Genomic DNA, 19,349 nt, shown 5'->3' on the forward strand with positions numbered 1-19,349 from the left:
TCTCCGGCAAAAGCCCAGGATACCGCGCCCTGCCGGCGCACCCCAGCGCAGTGGCGTGGTCGGACAGGGATAGCGAACCGACCGGAGCCCGCCCATGACCTTCTGGCAACGCCTGGAGCACCCCGCCCATGCCTTGGTGTACGGCGCCAGCGGCGGACTCGGCCTGGCCCTGTGCGAACAGTTGCTGGCGCGTGACGAGATCGCGTTGGTCTGGGCGTGCGCCCGCCAGGCAGAGGCCCATGAGGAGCTGGCGGAACTCGAACGGCGCCATGGTCCTCGCCTGCGGCGACTCGACGTCGACGTCCTGAACGGGACCGATCTGGCGGCGCGACTGGCGGACGTCACGCCGCGCCTGGACCTGCTGCTGTGCGCGTCGGGCCTGCTGCAGGGCGAGCAGGCGCGCGCCGAGAAGAGCCTGGCCCAGGTAACCCAGGCCGGCCTGCTGGAAAGCTATCTGGCCAATGCCGCCTTGCCGATCCTGTTGATCAAGCAGCTGACCCCGCTGCTCAAGGGGCACCATCCCTGCCAGATCGCGGCGCTCTCGGCCCGGGTCGGCTCCATCGGCGACAACCGCCTGGGTGGCTGGTACGGCTACCGCATGGCCAAGGCTGCGCTCAACCAGGGCCTGCGCTGCGCCAGCATCGAATTGGCCCGCCTGAATCCGGAAAGCTGCGTGCTGGCATTGCATCCCGGCACCACCGACACGGCGCTGTCACGGCCGTTCCAGTCCAGGGTACCCGCCGACAAGCTGTTCACCACCGACTATGCGGCCGCGCGGTTGCTGGAGGTGCTCGCCGCGCGTACACCGGCCGAGACCGGCAGTTTCTGGGATTGGCAGGGCCAGCCGGTGGACTGGTAGCCGTCTCAGACCGCGGCGCGGCGCACGGTGGACAGCAGCGCCGCCGCGGCGAGGAACAGGCTGGCGAAGACGCGGTTGGTGATGCGCTGCTGCCGCGGCGTACGCAGCAAGGTCAACACCCGCGCGGCGAGGCCGGTATAACCCGCCATCACGATCAGATCGACGGTGACCATGGTCACGCCGATGATCAGGTATTGCGCGGTCAGCGGCGCCTGGGGATCGACGAATTGCGGCAATACCGCGAGCATGAAGACCAGCGCCTTGGGGTTGCTGACGTTGACCAAGAAACCGCGCAGCACCAGGGCACCAATGCGCGGCGGGGCGCGCTCGTCGGCCACCTGGGCGCCCAGATCCATGGGCGCCGCGCGCCACTGACGGATGGCCAGGTAGGCGAGATAGGCCACGCCGAAACTCTTGATGAGCGTGAAGGCCAATTGGGAGGTCGCCAGCAGGGCGCCTACGCCGACCGCGACGATGGCGATCTGCAGCGCCAGCCCCAGTTGCAAGCCGATGGCCGTCCAGTAACCGCGACGAAAGCCCAGGGTCACGCCAGCGCTCATGGAGGCGATGGCGCCCGCTCCGGGCGAGAGGCTGATCATCCAGCAGGCAATGAAGAAACCGGTCCAGACCTGCAGACTCATGCACTCACCTGTCGAGATGGAAATCGAAGGACCCGTCAGCATCGCGCCAGCGGCGGACCGATTTCTGGAAGAATTGGGTGTTGGGAATCTGCACCAGGGCACCTTCCTGACTGTCGTCCAACTCCTGCAGGGTCACGAAGAGCATGTTGATGGCCACCACCCGGCCCTTGATGCCGGGCTTGTCGGAGGCATCCAGCACCTCGATGCGATCGCCCAGGCGGAACGGGCCGACGGTGAAGATCAGTACCGCGCAGAACAGATTGGAGAGCACGCTCCAGATGGCGAAGAAGGCCACCGCGGCTACCGCGACGAAGCCGGAAATGGCCGTCCAGAGCACCGCGGCGGACACCCCGAAGCGCTCCAGGGCCATGAGGATGGCGCTGCCCATGATCAACCAGCGCAGGGTGCCACGCAGGCCGAGGACGATCTGCGGCGGCAGCGGATAGCGCTCGCCCAGGCCGGTGACAGCGCGCGCCACGATGCGCTGCAGCACGTAGCCGATGAGCAGCACCAGGGCGACCTGGCCGGCTACCAGCAGGTAGGCGCTCCAGCCCGGCAGCCAGGTCTGCAGCCATTCCCTCATCAGGCCCCCTCGAGCTCGGCTTGCAGGCTTTCCAGCCGTTCCAGGGCCTCCAGCCACTGTTCTTCCAGTTCGGCTTCACGGGTCTTGGCGGCGGCCTGATCGGCCAGCGCCTGGCGCAGTTCCTCCTTGCGCGCGGCGTCGTAGAGACCGCTGTCGCCCAACCGCGCTTCCAGGGCGGCGAGCTTTTCCTGCACCTTGCCCAGCTCCGTCTCCAGCTTGTCGGCGGCCTTCTTGAGGGGCGCCAGTTGCTGGCGCAGGGCAGCAGCGGCCTGGCGCTGGGCCTTGCGGTCGGTCTTGTCGACCGCCGCGCTATCGCCCGGCGTGGTGCTGGGCTCCTGACGGGCGCGGAAGTCCACCAGCCAGCGGCTGTAGTCGTCCAGATCGCCATCGAAGGCCTGCACCTTGCCATCGGCCACCAGCAGGAATTCGTCGGTGGTGCTCTTGAGCAGGTGACGGTCGTGGGAGACCACCAGCACCGCGCCAGCGAATTCCTGCAGGGCCAGGGTCAGGGCCAGGCGCATGTCCAGGTCCAGGTGGTTGGTGGGTTCGTCCAGCAGCAGCAGGTTGGGCTTCTGCCAGGCGATCAGCGCCAGCGCCAGCCGCGCCTTCTCGCCACCGGAGAAATTCAGCACCACCTCGTCGCAACGGGGGCCGCGGAAGTCGAAACCGCCGAGGAAGTCGCGCAGGCTCTGCTCGCGCTCGCCGGGGGCGATGCGCTGCAGGTGCAGCAGCGGACTGGCCTTGGCGTCCAGGGAGTCGAGCTGGTGCTGGGCGAAGTAGCCGATGGCGAGGTTCTCGCCCCGCTGCAGGCGGCCGCCGAGGGGTTCCAGCTCACCCGCCAGGGTCTTGATCAGGGTCGACTTGCCGGCGCCGTTGGGGCCGAGCAGGCCGATGCGCGCACCGGGTGCCAGTTGCAGCTTGACCGGGTGCAGGATGGTGGTCTCGCCATAGCCGAGGCGGCCTTCGGCGAGATCCAGCAGCGGGCTGGACAGCTTGTCCGCCTCGCGGAAGGCGAATTCGAAGGGCGAATCGACATGGGCTGGCGCCAGTTCTTCCAGGCGCTCCAGGGCCTTGATCCGGCTCTGCGCCTGGCGCGCCTTGGTGGCCTGGGCCTTGAAGCGGGCGATGTACTTCTCCATGTGGGCGCGCTGGGCCTGCTGCTTGTCGTAGGCCTGCTGCTGCTGCGCCAGGCGTTCGGCGCGGGTACGCTCGAAGCTGGAATAGCCGCCGCGATAGAGGGTGAGCTTCTGCTGTTCCAGATGCACCACGTGATCGACCACCGCATCGAGGAAGTCGCGGTCGTGGGAGATCAGGATCAGGGTGCCGGGATAGCCCTTGAGCCAGTCTTCCAGCCAGAGGATGGCGTCCAGATCCAGGTGGTTGGTGGGTTCGTCCAGCAGCAGCAGGTCCGAAGGGCACATCAGCGCCTGGGCCAGATTCAGGCGCATCCGCCAGCCACCGGAGAAATCGCCGACGCGGCGCTCCATCTGCGCCGCGGTGAAGCCCAGCCCGGCCAGCAGCTTGCGCGCCCGGGCATCGGCGGTATAGCCGTCGGCCGCCTCGAAGTCGGCGTGCAGCCGGCCCAGGGCATTGCCGTCCTGGGCCGCTTCGGCGGCGGCCAGTTCGCGCTGGATGCGGCGCAGGTCGACGTCGCCGTCCAGCACGTAGTCCACCGCCTGGCGTTCCAGGGTGTCCACTTCCTGGCGCATGTGGGCGATCCGCCAGGCGGCCGGAATGTGGCAATCGCCCGCATCGGCGCCGAGTTGGCCACGCAGCAAGGCGAAGAGACTGGATTTGCCGGCACCGTTGGCACCGATCAGGCCGGCTTTCTGGCCGGGATGCAGGGTCAGGTCGGCGCTTTCGAGCAGGCGCTGCGGACCGCGCTGTAGGGTAAGGTTCTGTAGTCGGATCATGGCGGCGGAGTGTAGCAGCTCCACCACCCACGAATGGGGAGGCGGATATGCAAGAGGACCTGTGGGAATTCGCGTTGGCAGTATACGCCCGGCCTGGCGTGGAGGGTGCCTGTTTGCGTGTGCAGGAGGCTGGAGCCGATGTCTGCCTGGTGCTCACGGCGCTCTGGCTCGACCGGCGCGGCTGCGCCCTGGAGGCCAGGGGCCTCGGTCGGCTACGGGCCGCCGCGACGCACTGGCAGGAAACGGTGGTGCGGCCCTTGCGTCAGCTGCGGCAGGCCTGGAAGGTTCCGGCTGGAGAGGACGAGGATCTGGCGGCGCTCCGCGAGCAGCTCAAGGGTCTGGAGCTTTCGGCGGAGCGCGAACAACTCGCGCGCCTGGCACGACTCGCGGCGCATTGGCCCTGTCGGACCATTGGCGACACCTGTGCCTGGCTCGGGGCCGTGGCCCCGCAGACGGCGACCGCCGCCGATCTGGGTCTGCTGACCGAGGCGGCGCGAGCGGTGCGTCCCTAGACCGACGCCAGCCGCGGTTGCTGGTGGGCGGTGTGCAGCACCTCGATCAGGCAATCTTCCAGCTCGAACCGCTCGCGCAGGGTTTCGCCCAGCAGCTTGAGTTCGATGGTCAACAGGCCAGGATCCTTGTAGGCCCCGCGCTCGAATCTGTCATTGAAGTTGAGCGCCGCGTCGGTGAGCGCCTGCAGGCGTGGGTAGAGGCTGTCGGAGAACTCGATGGCGCGCTCGTCCTGGAATTCCCGGGCTTCGGCCACCAGTTGCTCGTAGATCTCGAAATGCGCGGTGGACATGTAGTCGACCAGCAGGTCGCAAAGGCGCTCCAGCTCGCTCACCTCATGTATCGGAGCCAGCAGAGGTTGCAGGTCCAGGGTTTCGTAGGCGGTCACCAACTCGCGGCGGGCGATCAGCCAGCGGTCGATCAGCTGGTGGACCCCACCCCAGCGTTCCTGGGCATTGCGGCAGGTTTCTAGCATGACGGCAGCTCTCTATACGGGCGAGACGGTCCGGGCGCAGGCGCCCGGGTGTTATCAGGAACTATACCGACATCGCCTCGCCACGCGAGTGCCGTTGCTCGGAGAAAGGCCTAATGTGGTGTTTCAGAAGTTACCTACACAATTTTGGCGGCGCTTTTTGTCCATGGACGTCGTTGCCCCTCCTCGCCATAGCCCTGCTATGACTCGTCCCGGCGCCTAGCCCATGAACAAAAATCACTCGCCAATTCTTGCGCGAACTTCAGAAACACCACACTAGCGACGGCGGAAGATCTTGACCAGGCTCAAGGCCATGAGCAGGACGAAGGCCAGCAGGCTCCATTCGGGGATGCTCAGGCCGAATAGCGTCCAGTTGACCTCGGCGCAATCGGCGGTGCCGTGCAGCACCAGGCGGATGATCTCCTGGAAGGGCAGCGCCTGCATCATGTAGTCCAGGCTCGGCAGGCAGGCCGCCAGCTCTTCCGCCGGGACCGTCTGCAGATAGACCTGGCGGCCGGCGGTGGCAGCGCCGCCAATGGCCAGCAGTAGCAGGATCACGCCATAGACGCGCCCGCCGCGTTTTCCCGGCGCCTGGATGCCGGCGATCAGGGCAACCACGCCGACCAGGATGAAGAAGATCCGCTGCACCACGCACAGTGGACAGGGCTCGAGGCCGACTACGTGTTCGAGATAGAGACCGACAGCCATGAGCATCGCGCAGATCGCGGTCATGAACAGAAAGATGAAGCGGGGACTAGTCACGGACGCGCCGTCTCCAATAGGGAATTGGGACGTTACGGTAGTGAAAGCCCGGGCTCCTTTCAAGGACCCGGGCTGGACAGCGTCGTCTTAAACGCGCGTGGCCGGCAGCGAGCCAGGTGCTTGCTCACGCCATTGGCTCTGCAAGAGCTGCTGGCTGCGGGTGACGTCGCCCAGTTGCATGGCTACCCGCGCCAGTTCGCCGGCAGTAACGGCGGAAGGCCGCTGGGCCAGGCTGGTTTCCAGGTACTCGCGGGCCTTGCCCCACAGTTGGTTGCTCATGCACAGCCGCCCCAGCGCCAGCAGCAGCACCGGATCCTGGGGGCGGTCCCGGAGCCAGCCTTCGGCGTGATGCAGCGGTCGGCTGGCATCGCGCGGGCGCAGCTGCCCATAGAGTTCGACCAGCCGCTCATCCCACTGCCGGTTGAGGGTGATGTGCAGCACCTCCTCGGCCAGGTCGTCACGGCCGATGGCGCGCAATTGGCGGGCATAGGCCAGCACCACCGAGGAATCACCCTTGAGCGCCGTGGGCACCTGCTGCCATTGCGCATCCAAAGCGGACTCGGCGCCCTGCGCAGGCACCTCGTCCAGAGTAGCGATCCATACCTTGCGCTCCAGGTCATCCTGCTCCTGGGGCCGCAGCACCTGCTGCTTGCGCAATTGCGGTAGCAGAGCGATCAGCGCCGGCCAGTCACGCAGGGTCACCTGCAGGCGCTGCAGTTGGAGCAATACCTCGCCGTTCTTCGGGTACTTGGCCTGCAGCGGCGCCAGGCTGTCGCGGGCTTCCAGGTACTGGCCACGGTCGATCTGCAGGCGAGCTTGCTGGAGACCGATGGCCAGCTCAGCGTGGGGCTCGCGCTCACGCGCCTGGCGCAACAGCCGGTCGCGCTCTTCGAGGTCGCCCAGTTCATTGGCTGCCCGGGCGGCGCCCAAGAGTACGAACAGCGGCTGATCGGCGTGTTCGGCAGCGCTTTTCAGGTGTTTGAGGGCGCTGCTCCAGTTGCCTTCGGCGAGTTCCAGCTGGCCCTTATGGCGAGCCTGCTCCAGGCGCCGCTGGCGATTGTGCCGCGACCAGGGATTGAGCACCTTGCCGGTCAGCCCCAGGGCATTCAGCACCAGCTTGAGGATGTAGAGCGCCAGCCAGACGGCCACCAGCAGCGCCAGGAAGGCCCAGAGGCTCGATTCGTAGCGGAAGTTGCTATAGGAGAGCAGCACGTAGCCCGGCTCCTTGGCCAGCACCACGGCGACGCCCAGGCCGACGAGCAGGGCGAACAGGAACAGCAGGTACAGGCGCTTCATGGGCGATTCTCCTGAGCCGCGCCGGCGGCATTGTTCGACTGGATGTTCGGCTGGATTTGCTGGCGTTGCGCGATGTAGGCCTGCAGCGCGGTCAGCGCCGGGGTCAGATCGGGCGCCTCGAAGGTCACCGGCCGCTCGGCCAGCTCTTGCAGGCGCAACTTGACCGCACGGCTATCGGGATTCTGGTTGTTGAAGTAGCCCGCGAGGATGTCTTCGGCCTGTTCGATGGAGAGGCGATAGACCTCCTGGTTGCCGTTGAGCACCGCCCACTGCGCCTGCTCCAAAGCCAAACTCATGGCCAGGCGGACTTGGGCGAGGGATTCCTCGGCCAGCAGCGGCCGGATCGGCTGGTCGGCGGAGAAATCGATACGGAAGTAGCTGGAGATGCGCTGCCGGAAGCTCTGCCACCACTGCTGCAGGGCATTGCTCGGCGGCAGCGCGGGTTTCTCGACGCCCGGCTGATCGGCCACCGTGGCGGAGAAACGCGGCGGTAGCGGTTCGAGGCTTTGTACCTGGTTACGCAGCGAAGCCAACTGGACGAACAGCCCAGTGCGATCCAGGTCGGGCAATTGGCGCAGCGTCTGCTGGGCATCGGCGATCTGTTGCCGAGCCGCGAAGGCGGCCGGGTCGTTCTGGGCCTTGAGGATGTCATCGACGCCCTGCAACAGATTCTGGGCGCTGGGCACGTCCTGCAGCGCGGTCATGCGCAGAGTAGCCATGCGCAGCAGGTGCTCGGCTTCGGTCAGGCGCCAGGCCTGGCGGCTCTGGCCAACCACTTCCTTGAACTGCTCCGCGAGATGCTGCTGATCGCCCTGCAGGGCGGCCAGTTGGCGGCGGCGCTCTTCCAACTCGCTGGCCGAGGGCAGGCGGGCCAGATCGGCACTCAACGCCTGGTTGCGCGTTTCCAGCTGACGGAGCTGACTGCGCAGATCCTCGGCCTGGGCGGCGCTGCTCTGTTCGTTCTGGCGCACCTGCTGCAGTTGCCAGACGCTCCAGCCACCCAGCCCCAGACCACCCGCGGCCACCAGCAGGGCCAGCAGCGCCAGACCGGATGCCTTGCCCGAGCCCTTGCGGCGCACGCTGGCGGGAGGCGACGCCGGCGGGGGCGTGGCGGCGGTCACGACAGGATCGGGAGAGACGTCGTCGGCGCGGGGGGCTTGAGTTTCGCTCACGGGAATTCCTTGTAGGGTCAATCCGGATGGTGGTGGGCTAGCGCGGCGGCGAGGGCGCCGGCATTGGCGCCCTCGCACTCGATCACGCGGTGGCAGCCGCTCGCGCGGGCCAGCTCGGCCACGCGGGCGCTGGGTACCAGCAGGGGATAACGGCGCAACTCGGGCCAATCCGCACCCGCACAGGCCTGCAGATGCGCGAAACCCTGCCCACTGCTGACCATGATGGCATTCAGGCGTTCCGCTGTCAGAGTCTCTAGGATCAGCCCCGCAGGGTAATCCGGGCACTGGCGGCGATAGAGTTCGAGTACCTCGACCTGGGCACCACGGGCGGTCAGGGTCTCGACCAAGAGCTCGCGTCCGCCCTCGCCACGCAGCAACAATACCTGAGGATCGGGACGTTGCAGGGCTTCGTCCAGCGCCGGCAGTGCCAGCAGGCCTTCGCTGTCTTCGCGCTCGGGGTAATGCACCGGCAGGCCATAGTCGTCGAGCACCGCGGCGGTAGCCGCGCCCACGGCGAACCAGGCCTGCAGCGGCGGCTGCGGCCAGTAGCGATCCAGGGCGGCGAGTCCGAGGCGGGCGGCTGGCTTGCTCACCACCAGCACGGCGGCGTAGCGGTCGAGATCGAGCCAGAGCGAGCGCTGTTCAGGGGTTTCCGCCAGGGGCTGCAGTTCCAGCAGCGGCAGGCTGGCCGTGGCGATGCCCACCGTCTCCAGGGCGGCGGCCAGGGGTGGATTCTCCTCCGCCGGCCGGGTCAGCAGCAGTCGCCAGGCGCTCATGATGCGCCGGAGGCCCCATAGACGGTATCGAGAATGCCCTGGGCGCCCTGGGCCAGCAGGTCTTCGGCCACCGTCACGCCCAGCCCGGCCGGGTCGTTCAGTGGGCCGCGGGCTTCGGCGCGCAGCAGCAGGCCACCATCGGGCTGGCCGACCAGGCCGCGCAGCCAGAGCAGTTCGCCTTCCTGCACCGCATAGCAGGCGATAGGCACCTGGCAGCCGCCATTGAGACGCCGATTCAGGGCGCGCTCGGCGGCGACGCGGCGTTCGGTGTCGACATGGTGCAGGGGTTCGAGCAGGGCATGGATCTCGGCATCGTCGGTGCGGCACTCGATGCCCACGGCGCCTTGGCCACCGGCGGGCAGACTGTCCTCGACGCTGAGGGACTCGCGGATGCGCGCGGCGAAGCCTAGACGGATCAGACCGGCTGCGGCGAGGATGATGGCGTCGTAGTCATCGGCATCGAGCTTGGCCAGGCGGGTATTGACGTTGCCGCGCAGAAAGCGGATTTCGAGATCCGGGCGCAGGGCCAGCAACTGGGCCTGGCGCCTCAGGCTGGAGGTACCCACCACGCTGCCCTGGGGCAGATCGGCGAGCCGGGCATAGCGGTTGGAGACGAAGGCATCGCGCGGGTCTTCACGCTCGCAGATGGCGTACAGCCCGAGGCCCTGCGGAAACTCCATGGGCACGTCTTTCATGGAGTGCACGGCGATATCGGCGCTGCCGTCGAGCAGGGCATTTTCCAGCTCCTTGACGAACAATCCCTTGCCGCCGATTTTGGCCAGGGGCGCGTCCAGCAGCTTGTCGCCACGACTGGTCATGGGCAGCAGGCTCACCCGCAATCCTGGATGCGCCGCTTCGAGGCGGGCTTTCACATAGTCGGCTTGCCACAGCGCCAGGGCACTCTGGCGCGTAGCGATACGAATTTCGCGGAGCATGGACATTACCGGCACGTCAGATTGCCGGCCATCATAGCAGGTCGACCGGCGCCTCTCCCCCGCTGCGCGCCGGTCATCGACGTGGCAGCGACGTCAGATGCTGTGCATCAGGCGGCGCACGCCGGCGACGTGACGGCGGCTGACGGTCAGCGCATCGCCGTTCATGCCCTTGAGGAACAGCTGGAAGTGCCCCAACGGCGTGCGTTGCAGTCGCTCGATGCGCTCGCGGGAGACCAGGGCATTGCGGTGAATCCGCACGAAGCGCTCGCCGAATTCGTCTTCCAGCGCCTTGAGCGGCTCGTCCAGCAACACCTCGCCCCCGGAGTGTCTCAGGGTCACGTACTTGTGGTCGGCGATGAAGTAGACCACGTCGTCCAGCGGAATCAGCTCGATCCCCTTGCGGGTGCGGGCACTGATGTGGCTACGCGGCCCCGGACCGCCGCTGGCTGGCGGCTTGGTCAGCGCAGCCAGTTGCATGCGGTTGGGGCGCTGGGCCTTGCTCAGGGCCGCGGCCAGATCTTCCTGGCGGACCGGCTTGACCAGATAGCCCACGGCGCTCACCTGGAAGGCGTCGAGCGCGTATTCGTCGTGGGCGGTGACGAAGATCACTGCGGGCGGCGATTCGCGCTCACAGAGCCGCGCCGCCACCTGCAAGCCGTCCAGACCCGGCATGCGGATGTCGAGCAGGACGATGTCTGGTTTGAGGTTTTCAACCAAAGCGAGGGCTTCCTCACCGTTGGTGGCTGTCGGCTCCAGGGCGGTATAACCGTCCAGTTGCCCCACCAGACGGGCCAGACGCTCGCGCGCCAAGGGTTCGTCATCGACGATCAGGACATTCATAAGCTCAGGCTTCCCGCATGAGTCGCTCGCATGGATAGCGAAGAGACGTTGTATGCCGCTGGTCGCGGCGTTCGATTTTGAGACTCGCAGCTGGTCCGAAAAGTGCCGTCAACCGCGCTTCGATATTGCTCAAAGCTTGACGAGTGCCCTTGGGTGGACGCGGCTGCTGCTCGACCTCAGGGTCGTAGGGGTTGCTGATGACCAGTTCGAATACCCCATCCAGATAGTTGGCGTAGATGGTGACCAGCCCGCCTTCGATGCGCGGCGCGACACCGTAGATCAAGGCATTTTCCAGCAGTGGCTGGAGGGTCAGCTGGGGGATCGGCAGGTCGGCCGGCACCCCGTCGACGTCCCATTGCAGCTTCAGCCGGTCGCCCAGGCGCAGCCGTTCGATTTCCAGGTAACGCCGCGACAGCTCCAGTTCTTCCACCCAGCGCACCCTGGTACCGGGCTGGGCCAGGCTGGCGCGGAACAGTGCCGACAGGTCCAGCACTGCGCGCTCGGCCTTGTCGGCATCCAGGGCGACCAGGCTGGCGATGCTGTTCAGGCTGTTGAACAGGAAGTGCGGGCGGATGCGCGCCTGCAAGGATTCGATGCGCGCCTGCAATTCGGCCTGCTGCTGGCGACGCCACTGGCTCTGCAGCCAGAAGTAGCGCAGCAGCAGCATGGACATGATGAAGGCGATCAGCGCGTGCCTCATGTACAGCCGTACCTCGCCCACCCGCTGTAGCGGACCGGCCAGTTGCAGCCAGTCGGCCACCAGGGTGCAACCCAGCGTCAGCGCCACCACGATGGCGCAGCAGAGACCGCCGGCCACCACTGGCCGATGCCGCGCGAGCCAAGGCCGCAGACGGCAGAGCAGCGCCGCCGACAGCAGCACGATCCACTGCACGAACAACGACACCAGCGCCAGGCGGATCCAGTTGAACTGCAGGGTGAAGGGCTCGGCCAGCACCAGGACCAGCACCAGCAACTCCGCCAGCACCACCAGGACGAGCAGCGCCTCCGGCTCGCACAGGGCCGGGACGAAGAAGTCATCGACCTTCACCGGCCGAGGGGTTTTGCGGCGTTCGAGCATCATGAGCCGCAGTGTGGTTCAGATACCGCTCGTCGGCAAGCCGCCTCCGTTGATTCCGGCAGCAAGGCGCTCAGGACTGTTATCATCGGCACCCTTCAACTCCACCGATAAGCCCAGCAGCAGGCCGATCCATGAGCAGCGAAAAAACCAACCAGTCCTGGGGCGGACGCTTCAGCGAGCCCGTCGACGCCTTCGTCGCCCGCTTCACCGCTTCGGTGGACTTCGACAAGCGCCTCTACCGCCACGACATCCTCGGCAGCCAGGCCCATGCCCGCATGCTGGCCCAGGCCGGGGTGCTCAGCACAGCCGAACGCGACGCCATCGTCGCCGGCCTGGACGAGATCCGCGGCGAAATCGAGGCCGGCACCTTCGAGTGGCGCGTCGATCTGGAAGACGTGCACATGAACATCGAGGCGCGCCTGACCGAGCGCCTGGGCGTGGTCGGCAAGAAGCTGCACACCGGTCGCAGCCGTAATGACCAGGTGGCCACCGACATCCGCCTCTGGCTGCGCGACGAGATCGACGCCATCCTCGCCGAGCTGAATCGCCTGCAAGAAGGCCTGCTGCAACTGGCGGAGGCCGAAGCCGACACCATCATGCCCGGCTTCACCCACCTGCAGACCGCCCAGCCGGTGACCTTCGGCCACCACCTGCTGGCCTGGTTCGAGATGCTTTCTCGCGACCATGAGCGCCTGGTGGACTGTCGCAAGCGCGTCAACCGCATGCCCCTGGGCAGTGCGGCGCTGGCTGGCACCACCTATCCCATCCAGCGCCAGGTCACCTGCGAACTGCTGGGTTTCGAGGCCATTGGCGGCAATTCCCTGGACGGCGTCTCGGATCGCGACTTCGCCATCGAATTCTGCGCCGCGGCGTCCCTGGCGATGATGCACCTGTCGCGCTTTTCCGAAGAGCTGGTGCTCTGGACCAGCGCCCAGTTCCAGTTCATCGACCTGCCCGATCGCTTCTGCACCGGCTCCTCGATCATGCCGCAGAAGAAGAATCCCGACGTCCCCGAACTGGTGCGCGGCAAGACCGGCCGGGTGTTTGGCGCCCTCACTGGTCTGCTGACCCTGATGAAGGGCCAGCCACTGGCGTACAACAAGGACAACCAGGAAGACAAGGAACCGCTGTTCGACGCCGCGGATACCCTGCGCGACTCCCTGCGCGCCTTCGCCGACATGGTTCCGGCCATCAAGCCCAAGCGCGAGATCATGCGCGAGGCCGCGCGCCGTGGCTTCTCCACCGCCACGGACCTGGCCGACTACTTGGTGCGCAAGGGCCTGCCCTTCCGCGATTGCCACGAGATCGTCGGCCACGCGGTGAAGTACGGCGTCGATAGCGGCAAGGACCTGGCCGAAATGAGCCTGGACGAACTGCGTCGCTTCAGCGACCAGATCGAGCAAGACGTCTTCGCGGTCCTGACCCTGGAAGGTTCGGTCAACGCCCGCGACCACATCGGCGGTACCGCGCCGGCCCAGGTCCGCGCCGCCGTGGCTCGCGGTCGCGAGTTGCTGGCCCAGCGCTGAGAGCCAGCACGCTCCCTGCGGCCGCCGCTTCCAGAGGGTGGCCTGCTTGGGAGCGGGCAGACTAGCCTGGCACCTGTTCGGCGTTAGGCTAGTGCCCCCTCGGGCGCTGGATGCGCCATACCGTCTATCGGCAGCACCAGCGGGCGAAAAAAGCAGGCCGCAGGCCCAAAACGGCGCCTGATGTGTCGGCAACCGCTCTACGACGGGGGGCTCTTTGACCGAGCGCTCCGGACACCCCAGAGCGGACGCCGCCCACCCGCGAATAGGTACGACGACTGGCACTCAGGCCTCCGGAAAGCCGGCCGATACTGAGGACTTGACCAGCCTTTCGAGTCAAGCCTCATGCGCCTTTCAGCTTGTTCCATCCTGCTTTGCGGACTGTTCGCCGCTGCCTCCAGTCACGCGACCCTGCCCGCACCGTTGCCCCAGACCCTCACCTGGCACGTCCAACTGAACGGCGTGTTGCAGAAGCCCAACCGGACCTTCTACGACATCGACCTCTACGACACCAGCAAGGCGGTGATCGCCAATCTGAAGGGCAATGGCAAGACGGTGATCTGCTATTTCAGCGCTGGCACCTGGGAAGACTGGCGTCCGGATGCCGCCCTCTACCCCAAGGCTGCCCTGGGCAAGGCGCTGGATGCCTGGCCGGGTGAGCGCTGGCTGGACATCCGCCGTGCTGATGTCCGCACCCTGTTGGCCAAGCGCCTGGACCTGGCCGTGCAGAAGGGCTGCCAGGGCGTGGACCCGGACAACGTCGACGGCTACACCAACCCGAACGGCCTCAAGCTGACCAAGGCCCAGCAGCTGGACTTCCTCAACTGGCTGGCCGACGAAGCCCACAAGCGCTCGCTGCTGGTAGGCCTGAAGAATGCCATCGAGCTGATCCCCAGCGTCTACGGCAAGTTCGACTTCGCTCTCAACGAGAGCTGCTACGACTACGCCGAGTGCAATGCCTACAGCTACTTCCGCACCCAGAAGAAGCCGGTGATGATCATCGACTACGGTCCCTACAGCACCAAGCGCTGCAGCCAGGCCAAGACCTCCGGCTACAACCTGCAGTTCTATCCGCTGTCGCTGGCGGCCCTGGGCACGGCCTGCAAGTAGCCAAGGCGCGGGGCCTGGCTACTGACTACAGCCGTCTCAGTCGAGGCCGGCCTTCTTGTGTGACCTCTGCCCCAGCGCCACCCAGTCCAGCTCGCCCTCGCCCTGGGCGACGGCCTCCAGCAGGTTGTCTCTCAGGACGCTGGCGAAGGGTAGCGGCACCGCCTTCTCCTGCCCCGCGGCCAGTGCCAGACCGACATCCTTCAGGCCCAGACTGAGCTTGAAGGCGGCGGGCGAGAATTGCCGCTCGGTCAGCAGGCGGCCGTAGTTCTGGTACACCGGGGCGGCGAACAGGGTGCTGGTGAGGATCTCCAGCAACGCGGCCGGCTCCACCCCATAGCTGCGCGCCAGCGCAGTGCTCTCGCCCATGGTCTCGATGGCACTGGCGATCATGAAATTGCCGGCGATCTTCACCACGTTGGCCTGACGTGGCTCCTGGCCCACCGGCCAGGTCTTGCGCCCGAGCACGTCGAGCAGCGGCTGGACGCGCTCGATGGCCGCCGGATCACCCGCCACCACGATGTTGAGCTGGCCACTGGCGGCCACATCGGTGCGCCCGAACACCGGCGCGGCCACATAGCCCACCCCCGCCTCGGCATGGCGCGCCACCAGTTCGTCGACCAGGGCGACCGACAGGGTGGCCATGCTGACGTGGATCAGCCCGGCTCGTGCGCTCCGCAGGGCACCGCTGTCGAGGATTACCTCGCGGGTGGCGGCGTCATTGGCCAGGATGCTGAACAGCACCTCGCTGTCGAAGGCCTCCGCTGGCGTCGCCGCGGCGATCGCGCCCTGGCCGACCAGCGCCGCCACCGGCGCCTGGGAGCGGTTCCAGAGCACCACCTCGTGCCCGGCCTTGAGCAGATTGGCCGCCATGCCCTGCCCCATGCCACCCAGGCCTATGAATCCAACGCGCATTGCTGTGTCCTCTCGTGCAGTGATAGCTAATGCCGGCTAGAGCCAGCGGCGAAACTTGAACCAGCCATAGGGAATCAGCGCCGAGACCACCATGGCACCCAGTGCCAGCGGATAGCCGAAATGCCAATCCAGCTCCGGCATGACCTTGAAGTTCATGCCGTAGATGGTCCCCACCAGGGTCGGCGGCAGAAACAGCACCGAGGCAATGGTGAAGACCTTGACGATGTTGTTCTGCTCCACGCTGATCAACCCCAGCGTGGCATCGAGCAGGAAGCCGATTTCGCCGTTCATCTTCGCCTGGTAATCGCTGAGCGAGCGCACATCGCGCTCCAGCGTCTTGAACCAGGTCTTGGCCGTACCGGAGACCCAGGTAGCGCCCGTGCGCCTTAGATAGGAGACGATACGGTTGATGCCCAGCAGGCTCTCGCTGAGCTGGGCCAGCAACTGATTGGTGCGCCCCAGTTGCTTGACGATGGATTGCAGGTCCGTCTTCGGCTGGTGCTTTTCCTGGGGGGAATCGACAGGCTCGCGAAATACCGCCTGGGCCAGGCGATTGAGATGCGCCTGGACCGACTCGAGGATGTCGGCTACCCGGTCCACCAGGCTGTCCAGCAGCGAGGCGAAGATCACGTCGCTCCGGCAGTGCTGGCGAGCCTCTTGCCGGGCCTTGCCAAGAAAGGTCTTGAAGGCGGCCAGTTCGGCGTAGCGCACCGTCACCAGCCACTCGGGGGTGAGCACGAAATTCACCACCGTCGCCTTGGGCTGGTGCTCGCTGAAGCCACTGACCACCGTGGTGGTGAGGTGCAGGGCCTGGTCGGTCTGGTAGAGTCGCGACGATTCCTCGATCTCGGCGATTTCTTCGCGCGTGGGGATGTCCATCGCCAGGGTCTGTTCGAGATAGCGCTCCTCCTCCTCGCTGGGATCGAGCAAGTCCACCCAGACCAGATCCTCGGGCAGAGCGTCTCCCGGCGACAGCGGCTGCGCGACCAGCTCGTTGGCGGACAGGCGATAGCAGGTGATCATTCGATAGACTCCAGGCCAAATCAGGGGTCGGACTGTAGGTTCTGTACGAAAAATGCCTGCGCTCGGTGATGCTTCGTTGAAAAAGGCTTCGGAATGCTCATTTACCGCTCGTAAACTCCGCTTCCTCAGCCTTTTTCGCCTCGCCTGACCTTCGCTCGGCGTTTTTTCGTACAGAACGTAACAAAGGATATCCAGACATGATTGACCACGACGACGACGAAGAATCCTTCGTTTCCTCCCATCTCATCGAAGCGGTGGAGAACCAGCTCGCCGCGGGCGAACCCGTCTACGTCCAGGCTGTGCTCAACAAGCTCACCCTGGTCGGCTACGAGCGCGACGATGCGATCCTGCTCATGGCCCAGGCGCTGGCCTACGAGATCGAGGCCATGCTGAACGCCGAGCGGCCCTTCGACAGTGCCCATTACGAGCAGTTGCTGCGCGCCCTGCCGGAGCTGCCGGAACGACCAGAAGCCGACACGGACTAGCTTGCGGCCGGCTCCAATGCCAGCAATTCCACCTGCTGCTCCTTGCCCCCTGGCACCGGCCAGCTCAGGCGTTCACCGGGCGTGGCGCCGAGTAGCGCGCTGCCCGCCGGCGCCAGCACCGATACCCGCCCCGCTTCGCCGGCATCCTCTGGATACACCAGCACCACCTGATATTCCTTGCCCGTGTCGGTTTCGCGGCAGCGCACGCGCGAATTCATGGTGACCACCGACCCTATATCCTCGGGCGCCACGACCTGGGCCCGTGCCAGCTCTTCGTCGAGGGCGGCGGCCACGGGGCCGAACTCCGGCAAGTCGTCGAGCAGGCGTTCGAGGCGGGGCAGATCGGCGGCGGAAACGGTGATGGGCGATGCATGACGCATGGCGGACTCCTGGAAGACGAGACGACGCGGCCCCTGTCGCCAAGCGCGATGGACCTGCGGGAAGACGGGCGGCAAGAGCCCTGCGAGAGGCCGCAACGGGGCGGCAAAAGAAAACGGCGCTCGAAAGGCGCCGTCAGGTCACGCTAGCACAGGACGCTCGGCGCGGGTCAAGCCGCACCGACCACAGGTAGGCTACAACCCGGGGAACGTCACGCTCTCGCCGGTCTGCTCCAGGGTCACCCGTACCAGCAGGGCGCCGAGGGTCTCCGGTCGGCTGTCGCACACCCAGTTCTGGCCGTCCCAGTCGAAGTGATAGCCCCCCGAGCGCGCCGCCACCCAGAGCTGCACCAGCGGCGGCTGACGGCTGAGGATGACCTGGCTGCCGTTGTCGAACTTGACGGTCAACACGCCACCGGCGTTTTCCAGATCGAGGTCCAGGCCACTGTCGTCGTAGGCGTCCTCGACCTGACGCTGGGTCTGGTCGACGAGGTGGTGGAATTGCGCTTCGCTGAGCCGGCTCATGACGATCCTCGAAAGAAGGGAAACAATCGGCGCACGGTAGCGGGCCGCCCAGATGGCGTCCAGTCGCGGCTTTCGCCAGCGCGTGTGCCGCAGCCCATCCGGGCGTGTCAAAGAGTCGCTTAACCTCGGTATACTCGGTGCAATATCATCTTTTCGTATAGGTTTAGCGTCATGAAGCGCCTGTCCCTCCTCTTCATCGCCTGCGCCTGCCTGCTGGCAGGCTGTGGTCAGAAAGGCCCGCTGTACCTGCCCGACGACCAGAAAGCCGCCAAAGAACATCGCCACGACGTGTTCTAAGGAGCCAGCATGGAAGTCTTCGCTGTCCGTGCAGGTGAACTGCATGCGGAAGGGGTTGCCCTGAGCGCCGTGGCGCAGCAATTCGGCACCCCCACCTACGTCTATTCCCGGGCCCACATCGAGGGCCAGTACCGCGCCTATACCGATGCGCTGGCTGGCCTGCCGCACCTGGTCTGCTTCGCCGTCAAGGCCAACTCCAACCTCGGCGTGCTCAATGCCCTGGCGCGCCTCGGTGCCGGCTTCGACATCGTCTCCCGCGGCGAGCTGGAGCGTGTGCTGGCCGCCGGTGGCGATCCGCACAAGGTGGTGTTCTCCGGGGTCGGCAAGACCCGCGACGACATGCGCCGCGCCCTGGAAGTGGGCGTGCACTGCTTCAACGTCGAATCCACCGACGAATTGGAGCGGCTGCAACAGGTGGCCGCCGAGCTGGGCGTGGTCGCGCCGATCTCGCTGCGGGTCAATCCCGACGTCGACGCCGGTACCCACCCCTACATCTCCACCGGTCTCAAGGAAAACAAGTTCGGCATCGACATCGCCGACGCCGAGGCGGTCTACGCCCGCGCCGCCGAGTTGCCGAATCTCGAGATCCTCGGGGTGGACTGCCACATCGGCTCCCAGCTCACCAGCCTGCCGCCCTTCCTCGATGCACTCGACCGCCTGCTGGCACTGATCGACCGCCTCGCCGAACGTGGCATCGTGCTGCGCCACCTGGATCTCGGTGGCGGCCTGGGCGTGCGCTATCGCGACGAGCAGCCGCCACTGGCCGGTGACTACATCCAGGCCATCCGCGAACGTATCGAAGGGCGCCAACTGACCCTGGTGTTCGAACCCGGCCGCTTCATCGTGGCCAACGGCGGCGTGCTGCTGACCCGCGTGGAATACCTCAAGCACACCGCGCACAAGGATTTCGCCATCGTCGACGCGGCGATGAACGATCTCATCCGCCCGGCCCTCTACCAGGCCTGGATGGCGGTGGAGCCGGTCGCCGCGCGCCAGGGCGAAGCCCGCCGCTACGATCTGGTCGGCCCCATCTGCGAGACCGGCGACTTCCTCGCCAAGGATCGCGAGCTGGTGCTGGCCGAAGGCGATCTGCTGGCCATCCGCTCTGCTGGAGCCTATGGCTTCACCATGAGTTCCAACTACAACACCCGTGGCCGCGCGGCCGAGGTGATGGTGGATGGCGACCAGGCCCATCTGGTGCGTCGGCGTGAAACGCTGGAAGAACTCTTCGCGGGCGAAAGCCGGCTGCCAAGCTGAGGG

General features: G+C 66.3%; 22 protein-coding genes. 7 read left to right on the forward strand and 15 right to left on the reverse strand.

Going from position 1 to position 19,349, the window contains the following annotated elements; all coding sequences use genetic code 11:
• Positions 1 to 94: 94 nt before the first annotated feature.
• Positions 95 to 859, forward strand: coding sequence for an SDR family NAD(P)-dependent oxidoreductase (locus FAZ11_RS13050; protein WP_058772274.1), 765 nt, complete (start codon positions 95 to 97; stop codon positions 857 to 859).
• Positions 860 to 864: 5 nt separating this feature from the next.
• On the opposite strand, the gene FAZ11_RS13055 is transcribed toward FAZ11_RS13050, so the two are convergent.
• From FAZ11_RS13055 to FAZ11_RS13065, 3 genes are read right to left on the reverse strand one after another with little or no spacing between them, the layout of a single operon-like run.
• Complete coding sequence (locus FAZ11_RS13055; protein WP_058772275.1) at positions 865 to 1,500, reverse strand: LysE family transporter; 636 nt, start codon at positions 1,498 to 1,500, stop codon at positions 865 to 867.
• A gap of 4 nt (positions 1,501 to 1,504) precedes the next feature.
• Positions 1,505 to 2,083 carry a mechanosensitive ion channel family protein gene (locus FAZ11_RS13060; protein ID WP_058760329.1) on the reverse strand — a complete coding sequence of 193 codons (579 nt, stop codon included), beginning with the start codon at positions 2,081 to 2,083 and terminating at the stop codon, positions 1,505 to 1,507.
• Positions 2,083 to 3,996, reverse strand: a complete 1,914-nt coding sequence (locus FAZ11_RS13065; RefSeq protein WP_058772276.1) for an ATP-binding cassette domain-containing protein — start codon at positions 3,994 to 3,996, stop codon at positions 2,083 to 2,085. The genes FAZ11_RS13060 and FAZ11_RS13065 overlap by 1 nt, the downstream gene beginning before the upstream one ends.
• Positions 3,997 to 4,043: 47 nt before the next feature.
• Between FAZ11_RS13065 and FAZ11_RS13070 the strand changes: the two genes are divergently transcribed.
• A complete protein-coding gene (locus FAZ11_RS13070; RefSeq protein ID WP_058772277.1) occupies positions 4,044 to 4,508 on the forward strand; it encodes a TIGR02444 family protein in 465 nt (154 codons plus the stop codon).
• On the opposite strand, the gene FAZ11_RS13075 is transcribed toward FAZ11_RS13070, so the two are convergent.
• The 8 genes from FAZ11_RS13075 to FAZ11_RS13110 form a co-directional block, all read right to left on the reverse strand.
• Positions 4,505 to 4,981, reverse strand: a complete 477-nt coding sequence (locus FAZ11_RS13075; protein WP_058760332.1) for an Rsd/AlgQ family anti-sigma factor — start codon at positions 4,979 to 4,981, stop codon at positions 4,505 to 4,507. The genes FAZ11_RS13070 and FAZ11_RS13075 overlap by 4 nt on opposite strands.
• A gap of 273 nt (positions 4,982 to 5,254) precedes the next feature.
• Positions 5,255 to 5,740 (reverse strand): disulfide bond formation protein B, encoded by a 486-nt coding sequence (locus tag FAZ11_RS13080; protein ID WP_074529120.1) that lies wholly within the window; start codon positions 5,738 to 5,740, stop codon positions 5,255 to 5,257.
• 87 nt (positions 5,741 to 5,827) lie between these two features.
• Positions 5,828 to 7,036, reverse strand: a complete 1,209-nt coding sequence (locus FAZ11_RS13085) for a heme biosynthesis HemY N-terminal domain-containing protein (protein ID WP_058766008.1) — start codon at positions 7,034 to 7,036, stop codon at positions 5,828 to 5,830.
• On the reverse strand, positions 7,033 to 8,208 hold the full coding sequence (locus FAZ11_RS13090; protein ID WP_058772278.1) for a uroporphyrinogen-III C-methyltransferase: 1,176 nt from the start codon (positions 8,206 to 8,208) through the stop codon (positions 7,033 to 7,035). Before FAZ11_RS13090 ends, FAZ11_RS13085 begins: the two co-directional genes overlap by 4 nt.
• Positions 8,209 to 8,225: 17 nt before the next feature.
• Positions 8,226 to 8,984 carry a uroporphyrinogen-III synthase gene (locus FAZ11_RS13095; protein WP_058772279.1) on the reverse strand — a complete coding sequence of 253 codons (759 nt, stop codon included), beginning with the start codon at positions 8,982 to 8,984 and terminating at the stop codon, positions 8,226 to 8,228.
• Complete coding sequence (gene hemC, locus FAZ11_RS13100; RefSeq protein WP_058760336.1) at positions 8,981 to 9,919, reverse strand: hydroxymethylbilane synthase; 939 nt, start codon at positions 9,917 to 9,919, stop codon at positions 8,981 to 8,983. Before hemC ends, FAZ11_RS13095 begins: the two co-directional genes overlap by 4 nt.
• Positions 9,920 to 10,012: 93 nt before the next feature.
• Entirely contained in the window at positions 10,013 to 10,759 is a 747-nt protein-coding gene (locus tag FAZ11_RS13105; RefSeq protein ID WP_007161369.1) for a LytR/AlgR family response regulator transcription factor, read from the reverse strand.
• A 4-nt stretch (positions 10,760 to 10,763) separates the two neighbouring features.
• Entirely contained in the window at positions 10,764 to 11,840 is a 1,077-nt protein-coding gene (locus tag FAZ11_RS13110; protein ID WP_058760337.1) for a sensor histidine kinase, read from the reverse strand.
• A gap of 128 nt (positions 11,841 to 11,968) precedes the next feature.
• Here FAZ11_RS13110 and argH point away from each other — a divergent pair, with 128 nt between their 5' ends.
• Both argH and FAZ11_RS13120 read left to right on the forward strand, forming a co-directional pair.
• Positions 11,969 to 13,363 carry an argininosuccinate lyase gene (gene argH / locus FAZ11_RS13115; RefSeq protein ID WP_058772280.1) on the forward strand — a complete coding sequence of 465 codons (1,395 nt, stop codon included), beginning with the start codon at positions 11,969 to 11,971 and terminating at the stop codon, positions 13,361 to 13,363.
• Positions 13,364 to 13,705: 342 nt separating this feature from the next.
• Entirely contained in the window at positions 13,706 to 14,470 is a 765-nt protein-coding gene (locus tag FAZ11_RS13120) for an endo alpha-1,4 polygalactosaminidase (RefSeq protein ID WP_240043584.1), read from the forward strand.
• A gap of 36 nt (positions 14,471 to 14,506) precedes the next feature.
• On the opposite strand, the gene FAZ11_RS13125 is transcribed toward FAZ11_RS13120, so the two are convergent.
• Positions 14,507 to 15,382: an NAD(P)-dependent oxidoreductase gene (locus FAZ11_RS13125; protein WP_058772281.1), complete on the reverse strand. Its 876-nt coding sequence runs from the start codon at positions 15,380 to 15,382 to the stop codon at positions 14,507 to 14,509.
• Between the two features lie 36 nt (positions 15,383 to 15,418).
• Positions 15,419 to 16,405 (reverse strand): magnesium transporter CorA family protein, encoded by a 987-nt coding sequence (locus tag FAZ11_RS13130; RefSeq protein ID WP_058760340.1) that lies wholly within the window; start codon positions 16,403 to 16,405, stop codon positions 15,419 to 15,421.
• Between the two features lie 197 nt (positions 16,406 to 16,602).
• Between FAZ11_RS13130 and FAZ11_RS13135 the strand changes: the two genes are divergently transcribed.
• Positions 16,603 to 16,890, forward strand: a complete 288-nt coding sequence (locus tag FAZ11_RS13135; RefSeq protein WP_058760341.1) for a hypothetical protein — start codon at positions 16,603 to 16,605, stop codon at positions 16,888 to 16,890.
• Here the strand turns inward: FAZ11_RS13135 and rnk are convergent.
• Both rnk and cyaY read right to left on the reverse strand, forming a co-directional pair.
• Positions 16,887 to 17,270 (reverse strand): nucleoside diphosphate kinase regulator, encoded by a 384-nt coding sequence (rnk, locus tag FAZ11_RS13140; RefSeq protein ID WP_058760342.1) that lies wholly within the window; start codon positions 17,268 to 17,270, stop codon positions 16,887 to 16,889. The genes FAZ11_RS13135 and rnk overlap by 4 nt on opposite strands.
• Positions 17,271 to 17,462: 192 nt before the next feature.
• Positions 17,463 to 17,792 (reverse strand): iron donor protein CyaY, encoded by a 330-nt coding sequence (cyaY, locus tag FAZ11_RS13145; RefSeq protein WP_058772282.1) that lies wholly within the window; start codon positions 17,790 to 17,792, stop codon positions 17,463 to 17,465.
• Positions 17,793 to 17,963: 171 nt separating this feature from the next.
• On the opposite strand from cyaY, the gene lptM reads away from it, so the two are divergent.
• Together lptM and lysA are read left to right on the forward strand one after the other, a co-directional pair.
• Positions 17,964 to 18,089, forward strand: coding sequence for an LPS translocon maturation chaperone LptM (gene lptM, locus FAZ11_RS13150; RefSeq protein WP_007161378.1), 126 nt, complete (start codon positions 17,964 to 17,966; stop codon positions 18,087 to 18,089).
• A 9-nt stretch (positions 18,090 to 18,098) separates the two neighbouring features.
• On the forward strand, positions 18,099 to 19,346 hold the full coding sequence (gene lysA, locus FAZ11_RS13155) for a diaminopimelate decarboxylase (protein WP_058782849.1): 1,248 nt from the start codon (positions 18,099 to 18,101) through the stop codon (positions 19,344 to 19,346).
• Positions 19,347 to 19,349 lie beyond the last annotated feature (3 nt).

It is taken from the genome of Pseudomonas rhizoryzae (assembly GCF_005250615.1).
In the GTDB taxonomy this organism is placed as follows: Bacteria; Pseudomonadota; Gammaproteobacteria; order Pseudomonadales; family Pseudomonadaceae; genus Chryseomonas; species Chryseomonas rhizoryzae.

Coding starts and splice junctions, on each gene's coding strand:
- FAZ11_RS13125 (WP_058772281.1), bottom strand. CDS start 15,382: ATGCGCGTTGGATTCATAGGCCTGGGTGGCATGGGGCAGGGCATGGCG.
- FAZ11_RS13085 (WP_058766008.1), bottom strand. CDS start 7,036: ATGAAGCGCCTGTACCTGCTGTTCCTGTTCGCCCTGCTCGTCGGCCTG.
- FAZ11_RS13110 (WP_058760337.1), bottom strand. CDS start 11,840: ATGATGCTCGAACGCCGCAAAACCCCTCGGCCGGTGAAGGTCGATGAC.
- lptM (WP_007161378.1), top strand. CDS start 17,964: ATGAAGCGCCTGTCCCTCCTCTTCATCGCCTGCGCCTGCCTGCTGGCA.
- argH (WP_058772280.1), top strand. CDS start 11,969: ATGAGCAGCGAAAAAACCAACCAGTCCTGGGGCGGACGCTTCAGCGAG.
- FAZ11_RS13050 (WP_058772274.1), top strand. CDS start 95: ATGACCTTCTGGCAACGCCTGGAGCACCCCGCCCATGCCTTGGTGTAC.
- rnk (WP_058760342.1), bottom strand. CDS start 17,270: ATGCGTCATGCATCGCCCATCACCGTTTCCGCCGCCGATCTGCCCCGC.
- FAZ11_RS13120 (WP_240043584.1), top strand. CDS start 13,706: ATGCGCCTTTCAGCTTGTTCCATCCTGCTTTGCGGACTGTTCGCCGCT.
- FAZ11_RS13055 (WP_058772275.1), bottom strand. CDS start 1,500: ATGAGTCTGCAGGTCTGGACCGGTTTCTTCATTGCCTGCTGGATGATC.
- FAZ11_RS13065 (WP_058772276.1), bottom strand. CDS start 3,996: ATGATCCGACTACAGAACCTTACCCTACAGCGCGGTCCGCAGCGCCTG.
- hemC (WP_058760336.1), bottom strand. CDS start 9,919: ATGCTCCGCGAAATTCGTATCGCTACGCGCCAGAGTGCCCTGGCGCTG.
- lysA (WP_058782849.1), top strand. CDS start 18,099: ATGGAAGTCTTCGCTGTCCGTGCAGGTGAACTGCATGCGGAAGGGGTT.
- FAZ11_RS13070 (WP_058772277.1), top strand. CDS start 4,044: ATGCAAGAGGACCTGTGGGAATTCGCGTTGGCAGTATACGCCCGGCCT.
- FAZ11_RS13075 (WP_058760332.1), bottom strand. CDS start 4,981: ATGCTAGAAACCTGCCGCAATGCCCAGGAACGCTGGGGTGGGGTCCAC.
- FAZ11_RS13130 (WP_058760340.1), bottom strand. CDS start 16,405: ATGATCACCTGCTATCGCCTGTCCGCCAACGAGCTGGTCGCGCAGCCG.
- FAZ11_RS13105 (WP_007161369.1), bottom strand. CDS start 10,759: ATGAATGTCCTGATCGTCGATGACGAACCCTTGGCGCGCGAGCGTCTG.
- FAZ11_RS13135 (WP_058760341.1), top strand. CDS start 16,603: ATGATTGACCACGACGACGACGAAGAATCCTTCGTTTCCTCCCATCTC.
- cyaY (WP_058772282.1), bottom strand. CDS start 17,792: ATGAGCCGGCTCAGCGAAGCGCAATTCCACCACCTCGTCGACCAGACC.
- FAZ11_RS13095 (WP_058772279.1), bottom strand. CDS start 8,984: ATGAGCGCCTGGCGACTGCTGCTGACCCGGCCGGCGGAGGAGAATCCA.
- FAZ11_RS13060 (WP_058760329.1), bottom strand. CDS start 2,083: ATGAGGGAATGGCTGCAGACCTGGCTGCCGGGCTGGAGCGCCTACCTG.